Source organism: Nocardia suismassiliense, assembly GCF_900269665.1.
Taxonomy (GTDB): domain Bacteria; phylum Actinomycetota; class Actinomycetes; order Mycobacteriales; family Mycobacteriaceae; genus Nocardia; species Nocardia suismassiliense.
In genome coordinates this window covers 4,082,151-4,100,858 of the sequence record NZ_LT985361.1, presented here as the reverse complement: position 1 = coordinate 4,100,858, position 18,708 = coordinate 4,082,151, and the positions used below count along the sequence as shown (strand labels likewise).

11 protein-coding genes are annotated in these 18,708 nt (G+C 68.8%); 4 read left to right on the top strand and 7 right to left on the bottom strand.

What is annotated here, in order from left to right; genetic code table 11:
- Nucleotides 1–2 precede the first annotated feature (2 nt).
- The 4 genes from DBO33_RS18350 (at nucleotide 3) to DBO33_RS18335 (ending at nucleotide 3,879) form a co-directional block, all read left to right on the top strand.
- The gene (locus DBO33_RS18350; protein WP_107656140.1) at nucleotides 3–962 is read left to right on the top strand and encodes a carbohydrate ABC transporter permease; all 960 of its coding nucleotides are present in this window, start codon (nucleotides 3–5) and stop codon (nucleotides 960–962) included.
- Complete coding sequence (locus tag DBO33_RS18345) at nucleotides 952–1,785, top strand: carbohydrate ABC transporter permease (RefSeq protein WP_234390905.1); 834 nt, start codon at nucleotides 952–954, stop codon at nucleotides 1,783–1,785. Before DBO33_RS18350 ends, DBO33_RS18345 begins: the two co-directional genes overlap by 11 nt.
- A gap of 208 nt (nucleotides 1,786–1,993) precedes the next feature.
- Nucleotides 1,994–3,166: a lipase family protein gene (locus DBO33_RS18340; protein ID WP_234390904.1), complete on the top strand. Its 1,173-nt coding sequence runs from the start codon at nucleotides 1,994–1,996 to the stop codon at nucleotides 3,164–3,166.
- Complete coding sequence (locus tag DBO33_RS18335; protein WP_107656138.1) at nucleotides 3,163–3,879, top strand: DUF998 domain-containing protein; 717 nt, start codon at nucleotides 3,163–3,165, stop codon at nucleotides 3,877–3,879. The genes DBO33_RS18340 and DBO33_RS18335 overlap by 4 nt, the downstream gene beginning before the upstream one ends.
- A gap of 62 nt (nucleotides 3,880–3,941) precedes the next feature.
- Here DBO33_RS18335 and DBO33_RS18330 read toward each other — a convergent pair whose 3' ends face one another.
- The 7 genes from DBO33_RS18330 to DBO33_RS18300 all read right to left on the bottom strand — a co-directional run bounded on the left by DBO33_RS18330 (nucleotide 3,942) and on the right by DBO33_RS18300 (nucleotide 18,696).
- Nucleotides 3,942–4,946 (bottom strand): acyl-ACP desaturase, encoded by a 1,005-nt coding sequence (locus DBO33_RS18330; protein ID WP_107656137.1) that lies wholly within the window; start codon nucleotides 4,944–4,946, stop codon nucleotides 3,942–3,944.
- Between the two features lie 99 nt (nucleotides 4,947–5,045).
- Nucleotides 5,046–6,428, bottom strand: coding sequence for an acetyl-CoA carboxylase biotin carboxylase subunit (locus tag DBO33_RS18325; protein ID WP_107656136.1), 1,383 nt, complete (start codon nucleotides 6,426–6,428; stop codon nucleotides 5,046–5,048).
- Complete coding sequence (locus DBO33_RS18320; protein ID WP_107656135.1) at nucleotides 6,425–6,973, bottom strand: acetyl-CoA carboxylase biotin carboxyl carrier protein; 549 nt, start codon at nucleotides 6,971–6,973, stop codon at nucleotides 6,425–6,427. Before DBO33_RS18320 ends, DBO33_RS18325 begins: the two co-directional genes overlap by 4 nt.
- On the bottom strand, nucleotides 6,970–8,655 hold the full coding sequence (accA, locus tag DBO33_RS18315; RefSeq protein ID WP_107656134.1) for an acetyl-CoA carboxylase carboxyl transferase subunit alpha: 1,686 nt from the start codon (nucleotides 8,653–8,655) through the stop codon (nucleotides 6,970–6,972). Before accA ends, DBO33_RS18320 begins: the two co-directional genes overlap by 4 nt.
- The gene (locus tag DBO33_RS18310; protein ID WP_107656133.1) at nucleotides 8,652–10,214 is read right to left on the bottom strand and encodes a PfaD family polyunsaturated fatty acid/polyketide biosynthesis protein; all 1,563 of its coding nucleotides are present in this window, start codon (nucleotides 10,212–10,214) and stop codon (nucleotides 8,652–8,654) included. Before DBO33_RS18310 ends, accA begins: the two co-directional genes overlap by 4 nt.
- Nucleotides 10,211–12,286 carry a hotdog family protein gene (locus tag DBO33_RS18305; RefSeq protein WP_107656132.1) on the bottom strand — a complete coding sequence of 692 codons (2,076 nt, stop codon included), beginning with the start codon at nucleotides 12,284–12,286 and terminating at the stop codon, nucleotides 10,211–10,213. The genes DBO33_RS18310 and DBO33_RS18305 overlap by 4 nt, the downstream gene beginning before the upstream one ends.
- Nucleotides 12,283–18,696: a type I polyketide synthase gene (locus DBO33_RS18300; RefSeq protein WP_107656131.1), complete on the bottom strand. Its 6,414-nt coding sequence runs from the start codon at nucleotides 18,694–18,696 to the stop codon at nucleotides 12,283–12,285. Before DBO33_RS18300 ends, DBO33_RS18305 begins: the two co-directional genes overlap by 4 nt.
- Nucleotides 18,697–18,708: the final 12 nt, after the last annotated feature.

The window sequence follows — 18,708 nt, the reverse complement described above, 5'->3', positions numbered from 1 at the left end:
CGATGTTCGTCCTCGACATCCCCCGCGCCACCGAGGAGGTGGCCGCGCCGGTCGCTGCCCCGGCGCCGCCGCGCCGCCTCGCCCGGTTCCGCCGGGCGGGGCGGCTCGTGGTGCCGTATCTGTATCTGGCGCCCGCGCTGTTCCTGCTCGTCGTCTGGACCTACCGGCCGCTGGTGCAGGCGTTCGAATTGTCCACCTACTCGTGGAATCTGCTGCCGACCTCGCCGATGAAGCCGGTGGGTACCGCCAATTACGAACGGCTGATGGAGCTTCCGGCGTTCTGGAACTCGCTCGGTCGCACGGGTGCGCTGATCGTGGGCATGCTGCCGTTCACCGTGCTGCTGCCGGTGCTCATCGCGCTGGCGAGCCAGCGGGTACAGGGACGGGCGCGGACGATCTATCAGGCCTTCATCTTCGTGCCGTTTCTGGTGGCTCCTGTTGCGGCAGCGGCTGTTTGGCGGTGGTTGTTGCATCCCGGCAGCGGGTTCGTCGATCAGCTGCTCGACTCGGAGCGCAACTGGGTCTACGACGTGAGCACCGCGCACCTGGTGATCATCGGCATCACCGGCTGGCAGTTGCTCGGGTTCTCGGTGCTGGTGGTGTGGGCCGGATTGGCCGGCATCAGTGGTGATTACCACGAGGCGGCGCGAGTGGACGGCGCGAGTCCGGCGCAGATCCGGCGCTGGATCACCCTGCCGCTGCTGTCGCCGACGGTGATGTTCCTGGTCCTCACCACCGTATTGCTCAGTCCCATCCTGACTTTCCCGCTCATCGACTCGATGACACAGGGTGGTCCCGCGCAGGCCACCACGAATATCTATTACCTGCTGTGGGATTACGCCTTCCACAGCTTCGACGCCGGGCTCAGCGCGGCGGCAGGTGTGCTGTTGTTCGCCGGATTCGGTGTGATCGCCGGGATCCTGGTGTGGATCTCGGAAAAGGTTGCCTTCCATGATGATTGATCGACTGCCCGAGACCGCGCAGCGACTGCGCAGCGCGGGCAGCCATCTGCTGCTCGCGGTGACCGCCGTGGTGTGTATTTTCCCGATCTATTGGCTGTTCGCGACGTCGCTGCGCAGGCCGGAGGACGTCACCTCGCTGTCCCCGATCCCGTGGCCGATCTCGTTCGCCAACTACACCGACGCCGCCGCGAAGGTCGACGTGCTCGGGCTGATCGGCAACACCTTCATCATCGCGGCGCTGTCCGCGGCGGGGCAGCTGCTCGTGGCGCTGCTGGCCTCCTATGCGTTCGCGATGTACACGTTCCGGTTCCAGAAGGTCCTGTATCTCGCGTTCGTCGGCACCTGGCTCGTGCCGTTCCAGGTGACCATGCTGCCGAACTACGTACTGCTCACCCAGCTGGGCCTGATCAACTCGCTGATCGGCGTCGTGCTGCCGACGCTGTGCTCGGCGCTCGCGGTGCTGCTGCTGCGGCAGCACATGGCGAGTTTTCCCAAGGAACTCGTCGCCGCCGCCAAGATCGACGGGCGCTCGTCCTGGTCCATCCTGTGGACCGTGGTGGTGCCCAATCTGCGGCCCGCGCTGGCCGCGCTCGGCATCCTGCTGTTCATCAATGCCTGGAACGAGTACTTCTGGCCAGCGGTGGTGCTGCGGCAGTCCAACAGCGTTCTCCAGCTCGGGTTGCGCAGCTTCATGGGTACCGAGGGTGATCAGTGGGGGCCGATGATGGCGCTGGCGAGCCTGGCCTGTCTGCCCGTGCTGGTGCTTTACCTGTTATTGCAGCGCCACATCGTGAACGCCTTCGTCCGGTCGGGGCTTAAGTAGTTTCAGCTGGTCGGTAACGAATCGATCGGCAAACTGAGATTCCGGTCACTCGGCGGTGCGGAGACCGCGATCACAGGACATCCTGATCTTGCTGGACTGTCACGGCAGGTGCGTCGACCGGCGCCGAGCAGCGCGGGCCCGATGCACGGCGGTGACTATGCGGGGGATCGAGAACGGTGCGCGGCAGAGTCGAAGGAGCGAATGGGACGTGCGTCCGAAGAGAGCGTTGACGTGGGTTTCGCTGGCGGCGGCCGCGGTGCTGGTCGCCGCGAGTTGCGGATCTTCCTCGGATACCGCGGCCGAAGCGCCGCAAAAGCCGGGCACGCTGCTCGCGCAGCGGCCGCTGACCAATGGTGGTCCCAAGATCTCGGCGGCCGCGGAGTCGGCGACCTATTTCCGGTACGTCTCGACCTCTCCGGACAACACACCCATTGAGGTGTCGGGCGCGGTGTACTTGCCGAAGGGGACCGCGCCGGACGGGGGCTGGCCGCTGGTCGCGTACGGGCACGGCACCTCCGGGGTTGCCACCGGCTGCGCGCCGACCAGTGATCCCGGGCTCTTCGGTAACGACGTCACGGTCGCCAACCTGCTCGACGCCCACAAGGCTGTGGTGATGACCAACTATCAAGGTCTCGACGGCCCTGGCTCGGCGCCGTATCTGCACGCGCAGTCCTCCGGATACGACGTGCTCGACTCGGTCCGGGCCGCGCAACAGCTCGGCCTGCCGGTGTCCAAAGAGGTTGTGCTCGTCGGATTGTCACAGGGTGGGCGGGCCACCGAGTCCGCGGCGGAGACCGCGAAGACTTACGCGCCCGAGCTGAAGATTCTCGGCAATGTGCTGCTGTCCCCCGCGCTGCGCAGCGAACTGGCGCTGGCCGCGGAGTCGCAGACGCTGACCATCGGCCAGTATCTGTTGCTGCCCTACCTGGTGGCGGCGGTTCGCTACGACGACCCGGACTACTCCTACGACAAGGTCCTGCACGGACCACTGCTCTCCGCGGCGCCGCGGCTCGAAGGACTCTGCACCGGGCAGTCCACGCTGAAGGACTTCGCCGTCGGACAGGCTGCGACACCCGCGGCCGCGCAGTTCGTCGACGACGCGGCTCGGCAGGCGCTCGCCGACTACGAAGCCGCAGGGAACCTGCCCAAGGTCGCGACCGACATTCCGACGTTCATCTCGCGCGGTGACAAGGACGACCTGGTCAACACCGCGTGGGGCAACCAGGCCGTCGCCGATATGTGTGGGCTCGGCATCAACCTGGTGGACCATGTGCTGCCGGGCGGGCACGAGGCTTGGCGGGCCCGCGGCGATCTGGTGACCGCGTGGATCAACGACCGCTTCGCGGGTGCGCCCGTGCCGGCCACGACCTGCCGCGCATGACCGGCCGGTTGAAAGCCGGTGCGGCGCTGCTGATCCTGACCGTCACCTATTACGTCGCTCAGCTCGTCGTCGGCGGCCGATGGCAGGAACCGCACTCCTACAGCTGGTCCGAGAACATGATCAGCGATCTCGGTGTGCCCGAATGCTTCGGTGACATGGCGCAATACGGGGCCACGACGCCCCGCTACATTTGTTCACCGTGGCACGCGCTGATGTCCACTGAGTTCGTGCTGCTCGGCGTGCTGGTGCTCGGGGCGGCCCTGCTGCTGCTTCCCTTGCTGCCCAAAAGCCCAGCCGGACGGGCAATCCCCTACCTGGCCGTGATCAACTGCGTCGGCATCGTTCTGGTCGGGACCTTTCCCGGCAGTGCGGGTGAAGTACCCGGCGGCAACCAGTTACGCGCGGTACTCCACCCGGCGGGCGCCTATCTGGAACTACTGTCCGGGCTCGCGATCATGCTCGTGGTGGCTCGCCTCTACCGAAATCATCGCGCTTACACCGCAGCCACTCTCGCGCTGATCGTCGTCACCGTCTTCGGCATGGTCGCCAGCCTCGCCCCGGACCATCTCGGCCTCGGGGCGGGCACCGCCGAACGCCTCGCCATCGATCCTTTCGTGGTCTGGCGAATCCTCACCGGCGTCGTTTTGCTCGTCGCCCTGCCGCGCCTTCAAGTCCCGGGCAAAGCAGACCAGCCTTCAAGCGCTGCGGCATGAGGGTGTAGCGCTCCGCGACACCCTCGCCGAACTGTGCCTGGTCTGTGAACCCGGCTGCGGATTCAGCGCAGCGTGGTGGTGAGCGCCGCCGAGTCGCGCTTGCCGGCCTGGCGCGCCGCGATGCGATCGCGCCGCTCCTCGAACTTGAGCATGTCCCGCTCGTATTTCGCAAGGTACTCCGCCAATTTTTCGCGGGTCTGCTCGCCGGCGGCGGTGAAATCGTTGCGCTCGAAGATCTTCCAGATGCGCAGCACCGGCATCACCACGTCTTCGAGGTGCTGGCGCATGTCGTAGATGGCGTGCTTGGCCATCAGCGCGCCGTAGCGGCGGAAGTTCGGGTTCTCCGCGCCCGGCATCTGGAAGTTCATCAGCGTCAACGCGATCGCCTCGATCGCCTGGTCGGGCGCGAGGTCCAGGGCCGCGCCACACATGTTGCGGTAGAAGATCATGTGCAGGTTCTCGTCGGCGGCGATGCGTTGCAGCATCTTGTCCGCGATCGGGTCGTTGCACACCCGGCCGGTGTTGCGGTGGCTCAGGCGGGTGGCGAGCTCCTGGAAGGTCACGTAGGCCACGCCGAGCAGGAACCCGGCATCGGGGACCTCGCTGGGGTCGATGGTGCCGTACTTGGCGACGGCCAGCGGATCGAAGCCGGTGGTCATCGCGATCATTCGCGCGTTCTCCAGCTCGACCGGGTCGACGCCGCGGGTAACCACCAGGTAGTCGCGCATCACGATGCCGTGCCGGTTCTCCTCGGCGGTCCAGCGGCCGACCCAGGTACCCCACGCGCCGTCCTGCGAGAAGTTCTCCGCGATCACCCGGTGGTAGGAGGGCAGGTTGTCCTCGGTGAGCAGGTTGGTGATCATCGCCGCCTTGGCGACCTCGGATAACTGCGACTGGCTCGGGTCCCAGTCGACACCGCCCATCGCGGCGAAGTTACGACCCTCGTCCCACGGCACGTAGTCGTGCGGGTGCCAGGCCTTCGCCATCGACAGATGCCGATGGACGTTCTCCTCGGCGACGGGCTCGAGCTCCGTGAGCAGCTCGAGCTGGGTGAGATTTCTCCCCATTTGCGTTACCCCTCAGACGTTTTGGCTCACCTGGCGCTGGCTCGAGCACGACCGCCAGCGCGACAACCTCCGCGAGCCTACGGATCCGTAGGTGGCAATTCAACTGGCCATCCTGGTGCCCCCAGAACTGGTGGCAGTGCCGATGAGTGCGGTGTCGTGGGTGGCGGCGCGGAAGCGCGGGTGGTCGAGTATGTCGTGCAGAAACTCGGCGGTGGTGGCGATGCCTGTGCCGCTGATCCGGGTTTCGGCCAGGGCACGGCGCATGCGGGCGATGGCGGCCGGGCGGTCCGGCGCCCAGACGATGATCTTGGCGAGCAGGGAATCGTAGTGCGGTGGAATGGCGTAGCCGGGGCCGACGTGGGTGTCGATGCGGACGAACGGGCCGCCGGGCAGGACGCACTCGGTCAGTGTGCCGGGAGCAGGCGCGAATTCGCGGGTCGGGTCCTCGGCATTGATGCGACATTCGATGGCCACGCCGCGCGCGGTGGCGGATTCGGCGGACAGGGTCAGTGGTAGCCCCGACGCGATTTTGAGCTGTTCGGCGACGAGGTCGATGCCGGTGACCATCTCGGTGACCGGATGTTCTACTTGGAGGCGGCAATTCACCTCCATGAAGTAGAAGCGGCCCTCGGGGTCCAGCAGGAACTCGAAGGTGCCCGCGCCGACGTAACCCACAGCTTGCGCGCCGCGCACAGCGGCGGCGCCGATGCGCGCGACGAGTTCGTCGGACAGGCCGGGAGCGGGCGATTCCTCGACGAGCTTCTGGTGGCGGCGTTGCAGGGAGCAGTCTCGCGCGCCCAGGTGGACGACCGTACCGTGGCTGTCGGCGAGGATCTGCACCTCGATGTGCCGTGCGGAATCGAGGTAGCGCTCGACGTAGAGCCTGCCGTCGCCGAAGACGGCGGTGGCGTTGGCGCGGGTCTGCTGCCACGCGCCCGCGAAATCGGCCGGATCGCGCACGACTCGCATGCCGCGGCCGCCACCACCGGCGACCGCCTTGATGATCACCGGGTAGCCGATGCCGCCGGCGAGTGCCTGTGCCTCCTCGGCGGTTTCGAGCGGTTCGCGGCTGCCCGGTAGCAGCGGCAGACCGGCCCCGGCCATCAGTGCGCGTGCGGTCGATTTGTCGCCGAGCTCGGCCATGACTGCGGCGGGCGTGCCGACGAAGACGAACCCCTCGGCGGCACAGACCTCCGCGAAATCCGGGTCCTCCGAGAGGAATCCGTATCCGGGGTGGATGGCATCCGCGCCCGTCGCCCTGGCGGCCTCGATGATCGCCGGGATGTAGGAGTAGCTGCGTTTGGCGGGACCGGGTCCGATCCGGACCGCTTGATCGGCGAGCCGTACCGCGGCGGAATCGGCATCCGGGACCGAGTACACCGCGACCGTGCCGATGCCGAGTTCGGCGCAGGTCCGGATGACCCGGACGGCGATCTCACCGCGATTGGCGACGAGTACCTTGCGGATCGTCCGGGTGGTCACCGCACCACCTCGAGCACCAGCAGGGGTGCGCCGTGTTCGACCGCTTCGCCGTTGTCGACGAGGAATTCGGCCACCCGGCCCTCGCGGGTCGCGGTCACCGGGATCATCAGCTTCATGGCCTCGACGATGCCGATCTGCTGGCCCGCGCGCACCGGGTCACCCTCGGTGACGAACGGTGCGGCACCCGGCTCCGGGGAGCGGTAGAAGACGCCGACGGTTTCCGAGACTACGGTGAAAGTAGTGGCGTCCGTGGTTGTTTCGCCGGGCGCGGGGGCAGGTGCGTCGGTCGGGGGCGGTGTCGCGGCCGTCGGCGCGGACGCCGCGTCCCAGCTGATGCGCAGCATCAGTGGACCATTGGCAACCGTCACCGATGTGGGTGCCGTCTGCGCGCGTACCGACAGCGCGTGCCTGGACAGTACCGCGAGGGCATGGTCGGCGTCGGTCGCGGGCAGCGCCCGGCCGACGGGCTCGGGTGCCACGGACATCGGCGCGTCGGTCTCCCGTTCGCCACTGCTACTCGAGTCGCGATGCGTCGCGGTGGTCATGACATCTCCTGATGGTTCGTGGGCAGGCCGAAGGCCCGAAAGCGCTTGTGGCGCTGGTCGAGTAGTTGCCGGACGGGCAGCGCGCCGAGGCCGGCGACGGCGTGCCGCAGCGCCTGGCGTAGGTGGGCGGCAGCGGCGGCCGGATCACGGTGTGCGCCGCCGTCGGGTTCCGGCACGACCGCATCGGCCACGCCGAGTTCGAGCAGGGAGGTCGAGTCGACCCGCAGTGCGGCCGCCGCACGCGGGGCGGCGGATGCGTCCTTCCAGAGGATCGATGCACACCCCTCCGGGCTGATCACCGAGTAGACCGCGTTCTCCAGCACCAGCACCCGGTCGGCGACGCCGAGGGCGAGCGCTCCCCCGCTGCCGCCCTCCCCGGTCACCACGGCGACCACCGGAACAGGCAGTCCGGCAAGCAATTTCAACGACTCTGCGATCGCGACCGCTTGGCCCTGTTCCTCCGCTGACACGCCGGGGTAGGCGCCTGCGGTGTCGATCAGGGTGATCACGGGAACGCCGAGCTTCGCGGCCAGCCGCAGCACCCGTGCGGACTTCCGATAGCCGCCCGGTGTCGGCATGCCGAAATTGCGCTTGGACAGCTCGGATGCGGTGTGGCCCTTCTGTGTTCCGATCACGACGACCGGTGCGCCATCGAGGCGGGCCAGTGCGGTGACCATCGCCGGGCAGTCGGTGGACAGCCGGTCGCCGTGCAGCTCCACGAACTCGTCGAACGCTGCCGCGAGGTAGTCCAGTGTCGTCGGGCGAGCCAACTCCCTTGCCGCGCGCACACTTTGCCACGCGTCCCGGATAGGCAGCTTTGCCGGATCTGTCCGCACCGGCGGTGTGGCCGCCACGAATTCGATCCGCCGTGGGCTGTCCGCGGCCAGCGCGAGTAGCCGGGCCAGCCGGTCCCGCAGCGCGGAGCGGTGGCAGATCATATCGACCACGCCGTGGTCGAGCAGGAACTCCGCGGTCTGGAAGCCGGCGGGCAGGGTTTCGCCGATGGTCTGCTGGATCACCCGCGGGCCCGCGAAACCGAGGCGGGCACCGGGCTCGGCGATGATGATGTCGGTGGAGGTGGCGTAGGAGGCCGCGACGCCGCCGTAGGTGGGGTCGGTGATCACCGAGATGGTGAGTACACCGGCATCGTCCAGATCGCGCAGGGCCTGACTGGTTTTGGCCATCTGCATCAGGGCCAGGATGCCCTCCTGCATGCGCGCGCCACCGGACGCGGTGACCAGCACGAGTGGCACGCGGGTGGACAGCGCGGTTTCCGCGGCGGTGGTCACCGCCTCCCCCACCGCAGTGCCGAGACTGCCGCCGAGGAAGCGGAAGTCCATGACCGCCAGCACAACCGGGGCGCCGCCGATGGTCGCGCGCACGCAGCTGATGCCGTCGGCCATCCCGGTGCGGCGCCGCGCCTCCGCGTGCCGTTCGGCATAGCTGCGGGAGTCACTGAATCCCAACGGATCTCGCACCGTCGCGGCCGGTTCGAGGCGCTGGGCCGAATCCTGATCGACCAGCGAAGCGATCCGCTGGTCGGCGGTCAGCACGCCGTGACCGTCGCAGTCCGGGCAGACGCGGCCGGCCCGGTCATAGCGCTTCGCGTAGATCATGGTGCCGCAGGACGGGCACACCATCCAGGAGGTCCGGGTGTCCGGCCCGGTTTCGAGGGTCGTCATCGTTGCTCCATCGGTCGCGGAACGAATCGGGTGCAGCCGGCGGGTAGCCGTACGCCCGCCGTGCGTAGCTGGGCAATGCGCGTGAGGTAGGCGGCGCCGAGCATCATCTGGTCGGCGATATCGGCGACGTGCCGATTGCTGAGCGCCGCCAGATAGGTGCCGGCGACCCAGTTGTTGAAACCGCCCATCGCGGGCCCGCTCCACACCTGGTAGTCGGCGACGCGGTCGGCTTCACCACGAATGCTCCAGCCGGAGGACAGACCCAGATACCACCGGAACACCAGGGCCATCTTGCGTTTCGGATCCTCGGCCGCGCCGACCAACTGCGCCGGGTCACGCTCGGTGAAGTAGCCGACGCAGTCCTGCCACACCGCGTCCAGTGGTCGCCGGAACAGCGTCGCCTCGAGCTCGCGGCGCAGATCCGCGGGAATGTCATCGAGGCCGGCGTAGGCGCGGTAGGTGTCGTACAGCCGCTGCGCGCGGGCGGCGAACATGGTTCCTCGGCGCAGCACCTGCACCTGCACGCCGAGTTCGAACATGTCGGAGGACGGCGCCATCGTGCAGTCGGCGAAATCCGCCTGGGCCAGTAGCTGTTTGGTGGTGTCGCACTGGGCGGCCTCGCGGGCGGCCTGGTTGATCGAGCCGGTCACCACGTAGGCGGCGCCCAGGGCGAACGCCGCAGCGGCGGCGGCTGGTGTGCCGATACCGCCTGCGGCGCCGATGCGCACGGCCGCGGCGGCGGGCAGGGTGCTGCGATCGCGCGCGGCGATGAGTTCCGGCAGCAGTACCAGCAGCGGCCTGCGGTCGGTGTGGCCGCCGGAGTCGGCCTCGGCGGTGATGTCGTCGGCCATCGGCACCCGCTCGGCCAGCCGCGCCTGCTCGGCCGTCACGTCACCGGCCTCGACCAGTCGGCGCAGCAGCTTCGCCGGTGCCGGGCGCAGGAACGGCTCGGCGACCTCGACGCGGGAGACCTTGGCGATCAGCCGGTTCCGGACCTCGAGCTGGCCATGCCGATCCACTGCGACCCCGGCGACCCGGTAGCGGACGACCTCGGCGGTGAGGTCCATGAAGGCCGAGGCCTCCACACACCGCACCTGATGGCGCAGACAGGAATCTACGATCGCCCGCTCCAGCGCCGGTTCGGACGGACTGTGAATGAGGTTGCAGGCGAACGGCTTTCCCCGCGACGTAGCGCTGAGCTCGGCCAGTGCCGCATCCACCGCCGCGGGCGTCACGCCTGCGGCACCGTAGGAGGCGAGGTAGCCTGCCCGCGCCATCGCCGAAACCAGTGCCGGAGAGGCGATTCCATTGGCCATCGCGCCGGCCGCGTAGGCGGCACGGACGCCATGGGTGGCGTGGAACTGTTTGTCACCGAGCAGCTCCGGCGGTAGTGGAGCGACCGCCGTGAGCACCTCCGAGCGGGCGACGATGCCCTCGTCCGAGGTCGCGCCCACCCGGCCGTCGTGGCGCACGATCCAGCACGGCCGCCGCACGTCGAGCAGCAAGGCGGTGATGTCGTCGGCGGTCTCCGCGAGGACACCCATCCGGGACGTGGTCATCGGCCGCCCTCTCGCTCGCCGAGTTCGACCGCGAGGTCGATGAGTTCGTAGATGCGCAGGCCGGGCTTCCACAGCGAGCCGTCGACGATGACGGTGACGCCGTGTGCGGTGCGCCGCACCTCCTTGATGTGCGCCTCGAGTTCCACCGTGCCGTCGGTGGGCAGGAACTGGCCGCGGTAGCGCCAGCTGAAGGGGATGTCGGCGGGGATGCGGAAGACCGGATCGCTGAGCTCGTCGGCGAATCCGGCATCGAGCAGCCACTCCTGCACCGCGTGGATGACCGACTCCACACCGAGCGAACCGGGGATCACCGGGTCGAGATGGAAGTGCCGGTCGAAGTACCAGTCCGACGGGTCGATCGCGCGCAGCGAATGCAGGTAGCCCGCTTGGTATTTGCCGCCGCCGTCGACCACGTCGATGTGGTCGATCAAGGCCAAGGTCCGGCGGGCACACAGCTGGGCGTGCGGGTCGGCGCGGCGCGTGGCCACGTCGATGGTGCGGGTCCGTGCGTCCGGATGCTCGCCGAGCCAGGTCGGGGCGGACTGTCCGGCGTCCAGGCCGGTCTGGTTCGCCAGGGCTTCGTCGCTGAAGTAGCCGAACATGGTCTCGCCGGTGTAGAACGGTTCGCCGTCCACGCTCAGTGTGTAGTCGAACGTCTGTAGCGAGGAGCCGGGCAGGATGGTGGTCGACAGCAGCCGGGAAGACTGGTCGATCGTCTTGTCGCGCAGGTCGATCTGCCGCAGTACCGTCGCCGTGCCGCCGAGGTTGCGCAGACTCAGGGTGACGCCGGGCTGGGTGAGCGTCGGGCCTGCGTAGTAACCCATCAGCAGGGCGGCCTGCAGCGAGGTTTCCATGTAGACGAAGTGCGGCATCGACTCGTTGGCTGTGTCGCCGTAGTACCAGGAGTCGGCGGGTGAGTCGTACTCGGTGCGGTATGCGGCGCTGTCCAATCGGCCTCGCGCACCGTCGAACTCGCGCACCCGGTCGACGAGCAGCAGTCCACCGGTGGGCAGGCGGGTTGCCCGGACGCCGGTGTACTCCGCGAATTCCGGGCCCATGGCGATGCTTTGATCGCCGCGGGACAGGTGCGTCATGTGGAATTCGTTGAGCAGCAGGCCCGGTGCGGCTTCGCCCGGGCCTACGCCGGCGCCCGCCGGCTCGACTGCTGTGACGGTGACCTGCAAGTTCTCCTGTGTACCAGCGATACTCGCCGTTGCGGCGACGTGTGGTCGTGGGATCAGGTCGATCTCGGTGACGACGAGGTCCACCGTTCCGGTGGACCGCCCGGCGGGCGAACCACTGACCTGCGCGGCCAGGGTGCTGCCGGACAGGCACAGTGGCAAGCCGGTGAACAGGGCGAACACCTCCGCCGCCTGCACCGCCGCCGCGCGGGCGTCGCCGTCGAATCGTGCGACTACACGGCCTTTTCCGGTGCCACCGCGCAGTTCGATCGTCGTGACTTCGGTGAGGATCAGCGGACCCGTCGTGGCGAGCCTGGCCACCGAGGTCACGCCGGGGCGCTGATGGTCGGTGCCGAAGACACCGACGACGTCGCCCTCGGTGAGCCGCTGCAGCGCGGCCGCATCCAGGTCGGCACGTCGGCTGCGGGCCAGCGGCTTGAACGCTGATTCGGATGCGGTAGCTACTGGTTCGGCCTCGACCACAGTTGAACCGGCGGAGGTGATCGCGCCAAGGGACGCCGAGCGCACGGTGCGTTGCCACACCGCGCGCTGCAGCGCCAACTGGGCCGCCAATGCCGCGCGGTGGGCGGTAACCACGCCGGTTCGAATCTCACTGAGCGGGTGCGGAACTCGGGCACCGCTGTCGACGGCTTCGGTCGGCTCGGCGATGCGCCGGTCAGCTGACGCAGCGGTCTGGTCAGGCATCGCCGCGGTGGTCGGGTAGCTCTCGGTCGCCGTCGCACCAGCCACCGGTTCGTGTTCCCGGACAGCCGAGTCATCCTGCGGCGGCTCGTTTCGCGGCGAGCGAGGTATGCGTGTGCCGTCACCGGCCCGCCCTGGGCCAACGCCCACCGGATCGAAGGCGATGCCGTCGAATTCGAGGATCGTCATGCCATCCACCGCCGCACCGAGGTCTGGAACTTCGCGGTCAGGTCCGGCGTCGTCACCACGGTGACGTCCGAGAAACGTTGCAGCACTGTGCCCTCCATGGTTGTCGCAGTGGCGTCTATGCGGGCGTCGACCCGTCCTGTGCGCGGGTTGTCCACCGTGAGCAGGAAGGGCTCGTCCGCGGGCAGCGGACGGTAGTAGTCGGCCCCGCCGACACCGAGGGGCAGGCAGGCGCCGCCGAGCAGGCGGTGACCGAGTACCGGTGGGCCCTGCAGGATCAGGTCGGCGAGGACCGGGTCGTGCAGGTGGCCCGCGTAGGCACCGTCGGCCACTCGCGTTGCCGGGAGCGAGCATTCGAACACGAGGGCGTCGTCGGCGGCCCGCACCAGGCGCAGGCCTTGTAGCGCCGGGGCGTGGAACTGGATGGCGTCGCGGTAGATATTGCCCTCGCCCGCCGGTCCGCTCGGGATCGGCTGGAACGGCGGCTCGCCGGTTTCGGTGGCGAGCAACAGGGTGGCGCGGAAATGCAGGATCTTGTCGCCGCGGATGCTCGCCTCGATCACGGTCCGGCCCGCCTCGGCTTTCCCTGGGACCAGTTCCAGTTCCAGTTCCGCCACCGGGTGGTCGAACACGATTCCCTTCAGGACCTGGAAGTCCCTGACGCCGACCACGGTCTGTCCGACCAGGCTGCGCTCGGCGAGATTGATCATCGCGCCGAGCCCGAAGGTGGCGGGCAGCACGATGTGGTCGCCGATGCGGTGGGCCTGGATGATCGGATCGTCGGTGAGCCCCGTGATGTTCCGGATAGCGCGCATTGGGCCCGGCTCGACCGCAGTGTCACCGGACAGGCCGTTGGCGGGGCCGACGAGGACCACGACGTCCTCGCGGTGGTCCGCGGTGAACTGCTCGGTGAACGCCGCCGCGCCGACCTCGGGGTCGAGCAGTGCGATACCGCGGCTCAGGAAGTGACCGCGGAGCGCGGGCGTCACCATGCCGCCGTCCCAGGCGCCCCAGTCGATCGCGGTGACATGGCAGTCGGGATGATGGCGCCGCCAGCTCACCGCGAACCGGGACAGGGCCTCGTTCGCGGCCGCGTAATCGGCCTGGCCCGCATTGCCGAACAGGCCGGCCACCGAGGTGAACAGCACCAGGTGCCGCAGTTCGCCGAGGGCAGCCAGTACGGTGGCCAGTCCGGCGATCTTGGGCTCCAGTACTCGCGCGATGGATTCGGCGGTCTTGTCCGTGATCATCGAATCCGCCAGCACCCCGGCCCCGTGAACGACACCGGTGATGGTGTCTCGCCACGGCGCGAGTGCGGCACGGACCGCGGCCTCGTCGGTGGCATCCACCGCGAGATACTCGGCTCGTGAACTCAATTCGGTCAGCGTCGCCCGAATCTCCCTGGCGGCCAGCACTTCGGCGCACGCGCGCTCGATCTCGCGAGGTTTCGCGCCGGTACCGGCCAGGGCGCGGACCGCTGCGGGCTTGAGTTCGGCCTCGGAAACGCCTGCTGCCCAGTCGGGTTCTGGGTTCAGCTGCGAGCGACCGAGGAGCACGAACCGCGCCTCGCACCGCTGCGCGAGCGCCGTGACACATGTCGCCGTAACGCCCCGTGCGCCGCCGGTGACCAGCAGAACATCCGCTGCCGACAGTAGGCTCGGCTGCTGCTCGGCGCCGGGCCGCACGATGGTGACGGAGGCGGCAGGTGCGTAAGCGCTCGGCATCAGCGTCGACCGCTGACCTGTCGCGTCGATCCCGACTTCGAGGGTATCTCGTGCCGCGTCGAACAATTCGGCCGTCACGAGGTCGGCGAGCTGTTCCGGCGCCAGTGCCGGGTCTAGGTCCACTGCGCGGCAGAACAGCGACGGCTGCTCGGCCGCAAGCGTTTTCACGATGCCGCCGACTCCGGCGAGCAGGGCGCTCACCGGGTCAGCCGTGCCCGCGAAGCCCAGCTGTCCGTCGAGGCGAGTCACTGTCACCAAGCTGGCCCGCTTGTCGGTCTGCCGCAACAGCGGCACGGCCTGACCGGCGGCCAGGATGGTTGCAGCGATCCAGCGCTGGGCCGAGTCCCAGTCGGCGGAACCACCGACGACCACGAGGCAGATATCTACCGACGTGAGTTCCGGCAAATCCCCCGAGCCGTCGACTCGGTGGACCACCCAGCCGAGCGCACCGAACGCGGATTCGAGTGCGGCACAGTCCGGCTCCGCCGCGCCGGTGAGATCCAGCAGCGCGACCGTGGCACCTTCCCGGTAGGGCGCGTCGGCGCGGTCGAGCGGGGGCAGGGTGATCAGTTCGACGGCGTGCCGCGGCGTTTCGGCCGCGGCCTCAGCTTTTGGGTGGACATCACCGCCCACCGACGTGGCGAGCTCGTCGACGATCTGATCCAGGGTGCGCAGCGTGCCCAACTGTTCCGGGCCGAGGTTCGGTAAGTCCGGAAACCGTTCCTGTAGTGCGCCGATCACCTGGACCCGCTTGATCGAATCGACGCCGAGATCGGCCTCCAGATCCATCGACGGATCCACCATCTCGACCGGGTAGCCGGTCTTCTCGGCTACCACTTCTTGCAGCGCGCGGCGCAGGATGTCACCGGAAGGCGATCCCGTAGCGATCGGTGCCGCAGGCGCGTCGGTTGGCGCCGCAGGGGCGGGAAGGTCGGACTGGGTCGTTCCGTTCAGAGCAGCTGCTGCTCCATTCGGACTGGATGAGGCTCCGTTCGGCGCAGTCTCGCCGAGTAGGCTTGCGATCTGGTCGAGCGTGCGCAGCGTGCCGAGCTGCTCCGGGCCGAGGTTCGGCAGGTGCGGGAAACGTTCCTGGAGCGCGCCGATCACCTGGACGCGCTTGATCGAGTCGACGCCGAGATCGGCCTCCAGATCCATCGATGGGTCGACCATCTCGACCGGGTAGCCGGTCTTTTCAGCTACCACCTCTTGCAACGCCTGCCGTAGCGCCGCGGCCGTAACCTGGTCGTTCGCTTGGGCCGGCTCGGTGTGAGAACCGTGGCCGTTGCGTTGCGGCTCCGAGCCGACCTGGGCCGCAGCGGTTTCCACCGGTCGATGATCCGTTACTCCCGGCGCCACAACACTTTCCATCGGTGCCACCGGCTGACGTTCGGCCGCCACCGGGGCCGTGGCGAGCGGCCGACGCTCCGGAGCGGACTCGATCGCGGGCTGCCGAGCAGACGCCACCCGACGAGTAGCCGGGGCCGTCACCCGCGGCGTCGGTGCGAAACCGCTTTCCAGCTCGGCCAGTTGCGCGAGCACATCGCTGGCCCGCGAATGGCTTTCGCTGATCGCGACACCGTGATCCTTCACGGCTTCGATAGCGCGTACCGTCGCCTCGTCGAGCGACCCGTTGCCGAGCACACCGGCGAGTCCGCGGGCCATGTCCAACTGCCCGTCGAGGAATTGGCGGTGCGTCTGGAGGTGCTGCACGAGCGCACTGTCCAATGCGTCCGCGCCTGGATCGTAGGGCTGCGGGGATTGATACACGGTGGTCTCCGTTGGTTCGGTGAACGTTTGCGCCACGGCCGGTGTTTCGGGCCGGTGATCGACCACGGTGTCGATAGGTGTGGGGGTGGTCGGCGCCGCCACGCTGACCCGGTAGCCGTCGTCGAGCGCCGCGGCGTAGGCCGTGCGCCGGCTCTCGGGCACGTATTCGGGTGCAGACATCGTCACGGTCATCGGGCGACTCGGCTTGTGACGCACCGCGATCGGTGCCGCATGCCGGTTGATCCCGTGCAGGCCGAAGCCGAGCACGGCCAGCCGCACCGCGGCCCGGACCAGCGCGAGATCGCTGTTGCCGATCGGGCCGGAGTCCGTCGGGATGGCGACCACGTCGTCGCCGAGGGTGCGCCGCACCAGGGAGGTGAGCACCTGTTTCGGGCCGAACTCGACGAACACCGTGCAGCCCGCCGCGCGCATCGCCGTCAATGCCGCCGCGAATTCGACCGGCTTGCTGAGCTGTTCGGTGAGCAGCGTGCGGTTGGCCGCGCTGTCGTCGCCGTATTGGGCGTCCGGGGTGTTCGCGTAGACGGGTGCGTTGGGCACGCCGATGGACACCGTCGCGGTGGCTTTCGCGAACGCAGCCACCGCGTGCGCGACGTAGGGCGTGTGGAACGCGCCGGAGACCGGCAGTGCCCTGGTCGCGACGCCACGCTCGGCGCTGCGCGCGACCACCGCGGCGACACCCTCGGTGCCGCCGCCGATGACGACCTGGTCGGGTGCGTTGTGGTTGCAGATCCACACGTCCTCGACACCGTCGATCAGCTCCTCGGCGACGGCCCTGGAGGCGCCGAGGGACACCATCGTGCCCGCTTCGACACCCTCCTCGGGCGTCATCGCCACGCCGCGCGCCCTGGCCAGCTCGAAGAACTCCTCGGTGCCGAGTGCGCCTGCGGCCCACAGTGCGGTCAGTTCACCGAAGCTGTGGCCGAGGTAGCCGTCGGCACGGAACCCGTACCCGGTCAGCGTCTGGAACTGCCCGGCCGACAGCGCACCGATCGCGGGCTGCGCGAATTTGGTACGGCGCAAGGCGGTTTCCTGCTCCCGCGCAGTGTCCTCGTCGAACGCGGGGGGCGGGAAGACGACCGACGACACCCGGGTCGGCGCACCGGCGAACGCGGTGTTGGCCACATCGAACGCCGCGCCGACCACCGGAATGTTCAGTGCCGCATCCAGTCCCATGTCGACGTACTGGCTGCCCTGGCCGGCGAACAGTGCGCCGACCTTGCGGTCCGGCAGCGCGGCGGCCCGGAAGTACACGCCCTCCGGGTGATCCCAGGCCGCCGCGTCCGGCCTGCGCACCAGCTCGTCGACGGCGAGTGCGCGCAGATGCGCGGCGTTGTCGTCGTCCACGGATACGAATCCGATGCGCGCGTGGTCTTCCGGAATGTCACCACCGTCGACCGGGTCGACACTGCGCACCGCGTCCACCAGGGCAGCGACGTCGGGGGCGTGCCAGAGGTGTGCCTGCGCGGTCCGGTGCAGCACCGGCTCGGTGCGCGCCGCGTCGGCTTCCTCCAGCACTACGTGAAAGTTGGTGCCGCCGAAGCCGAATGCCGACGCGGCGGCCCGGCGCACCGGGCGCTGCGGGTCCCGGATCCACGGACGGGTGCGGGTATTGACGTAGTAGGGGGCGTCCGCGGCGGCGATCTCCGGATTGGGCGCCGACACATTGATGGTGCCGGGCAACACCTTCTGGTGCAGCGCGAACGCCAGCTTCATCAGGCTCGCCGTGCCCGCGGCGCCCTTGGTGTGGCCGATCTGGGATTTCACGCTGCCGAGTGCGGCGAATCGCGGCTCCGAAGTGGCGTCGGACAGCAGGCCTTTCAGCGCGGTGAGCTCGGTCTTGTCGCCGACCGGTGTGCCGGTGGCGTGCGCCTCGATGAGCGCCACATCGGCGGGCGAGCACTCCGCGTCGGCGTAGGCCCGATCGAGCGCCACCCGCTGGCCGCCGGCGCGCGGCGCGTAGATGCTCTTGGCCCGGCCGTCGCTCGACGAGCCGAGACCGCGGATCACCGCGTAGATGCGATTGCCGTCGCGCCGTGCGTCTTCCAGTCTGCGCAACGCCAGCATGGTGATGCCCTCGCCGAGCAGGGTGCCGTTGGCGTCCGCCGCGAACGGGCTGATCTGCCCGCTCGACGACAGCGCACCGACCTTGCTGAAGCACAGGTAGATGAAGATGGTGTTCTCGGTGTCCACGCCGCCGGTGACCATCATGTCGGCCCGGCCGTCCTGCAGCTCGGCGATGGCCGTCCGCAGCGCCGCCAGCGATGCCGCACAGGCCGCGTCGACGGTGCAGTTGATGCCGCCGAGGCCCAACCGATTCGCGACCCGGCCCGCCGTGATGTTGGCGAGCAGGCCGGGGAAGGAATTCGCCTCCCACGGTGCGAACGCGGCAACGAACTTGTCCGCGATCGCGTCGGCGTCGGTATCGGACAGTCCGACCGAACGCGCCGCCTCCTTGAGCACCGGCGTGGACAGCCGTGCGGCCAGCGGATGCATGAGCGGCACCGGACCGGTGGTGCCGAGCACCACGCCGGTCCGGCCCGGGTCGTACCACTGGGAATCCACCGCACCGGCGTCGATGAGCAGATCACGCGCCACGCCGAGGCTCAGCGTCTGCATGGTGCTGGTCACCTCGAGTTGATTCGGCGGCAGGCCGAACTCCAGTGGGTCGAACTCGATGTCGGGCAGGAAAGCGCCGCGGCGCGAGTACGTCTTGTCCGGGGCGTCCTGATCGGCGTCGAAGTAGTCGTCGAGGCTCCATCGGGACGTGGGCACCTCGGTGGTGCAGTCCACGCCGTCGACGATGTTCTGCCAGTACTCACGATGGTTGTGCGCGTTGGGCAGCAGCCCGGACATCCCGACGATGGCGATCGGGTTGCGCGCCAGGCGTCTGTCGTCTGTCACGAAAGTTCCTCT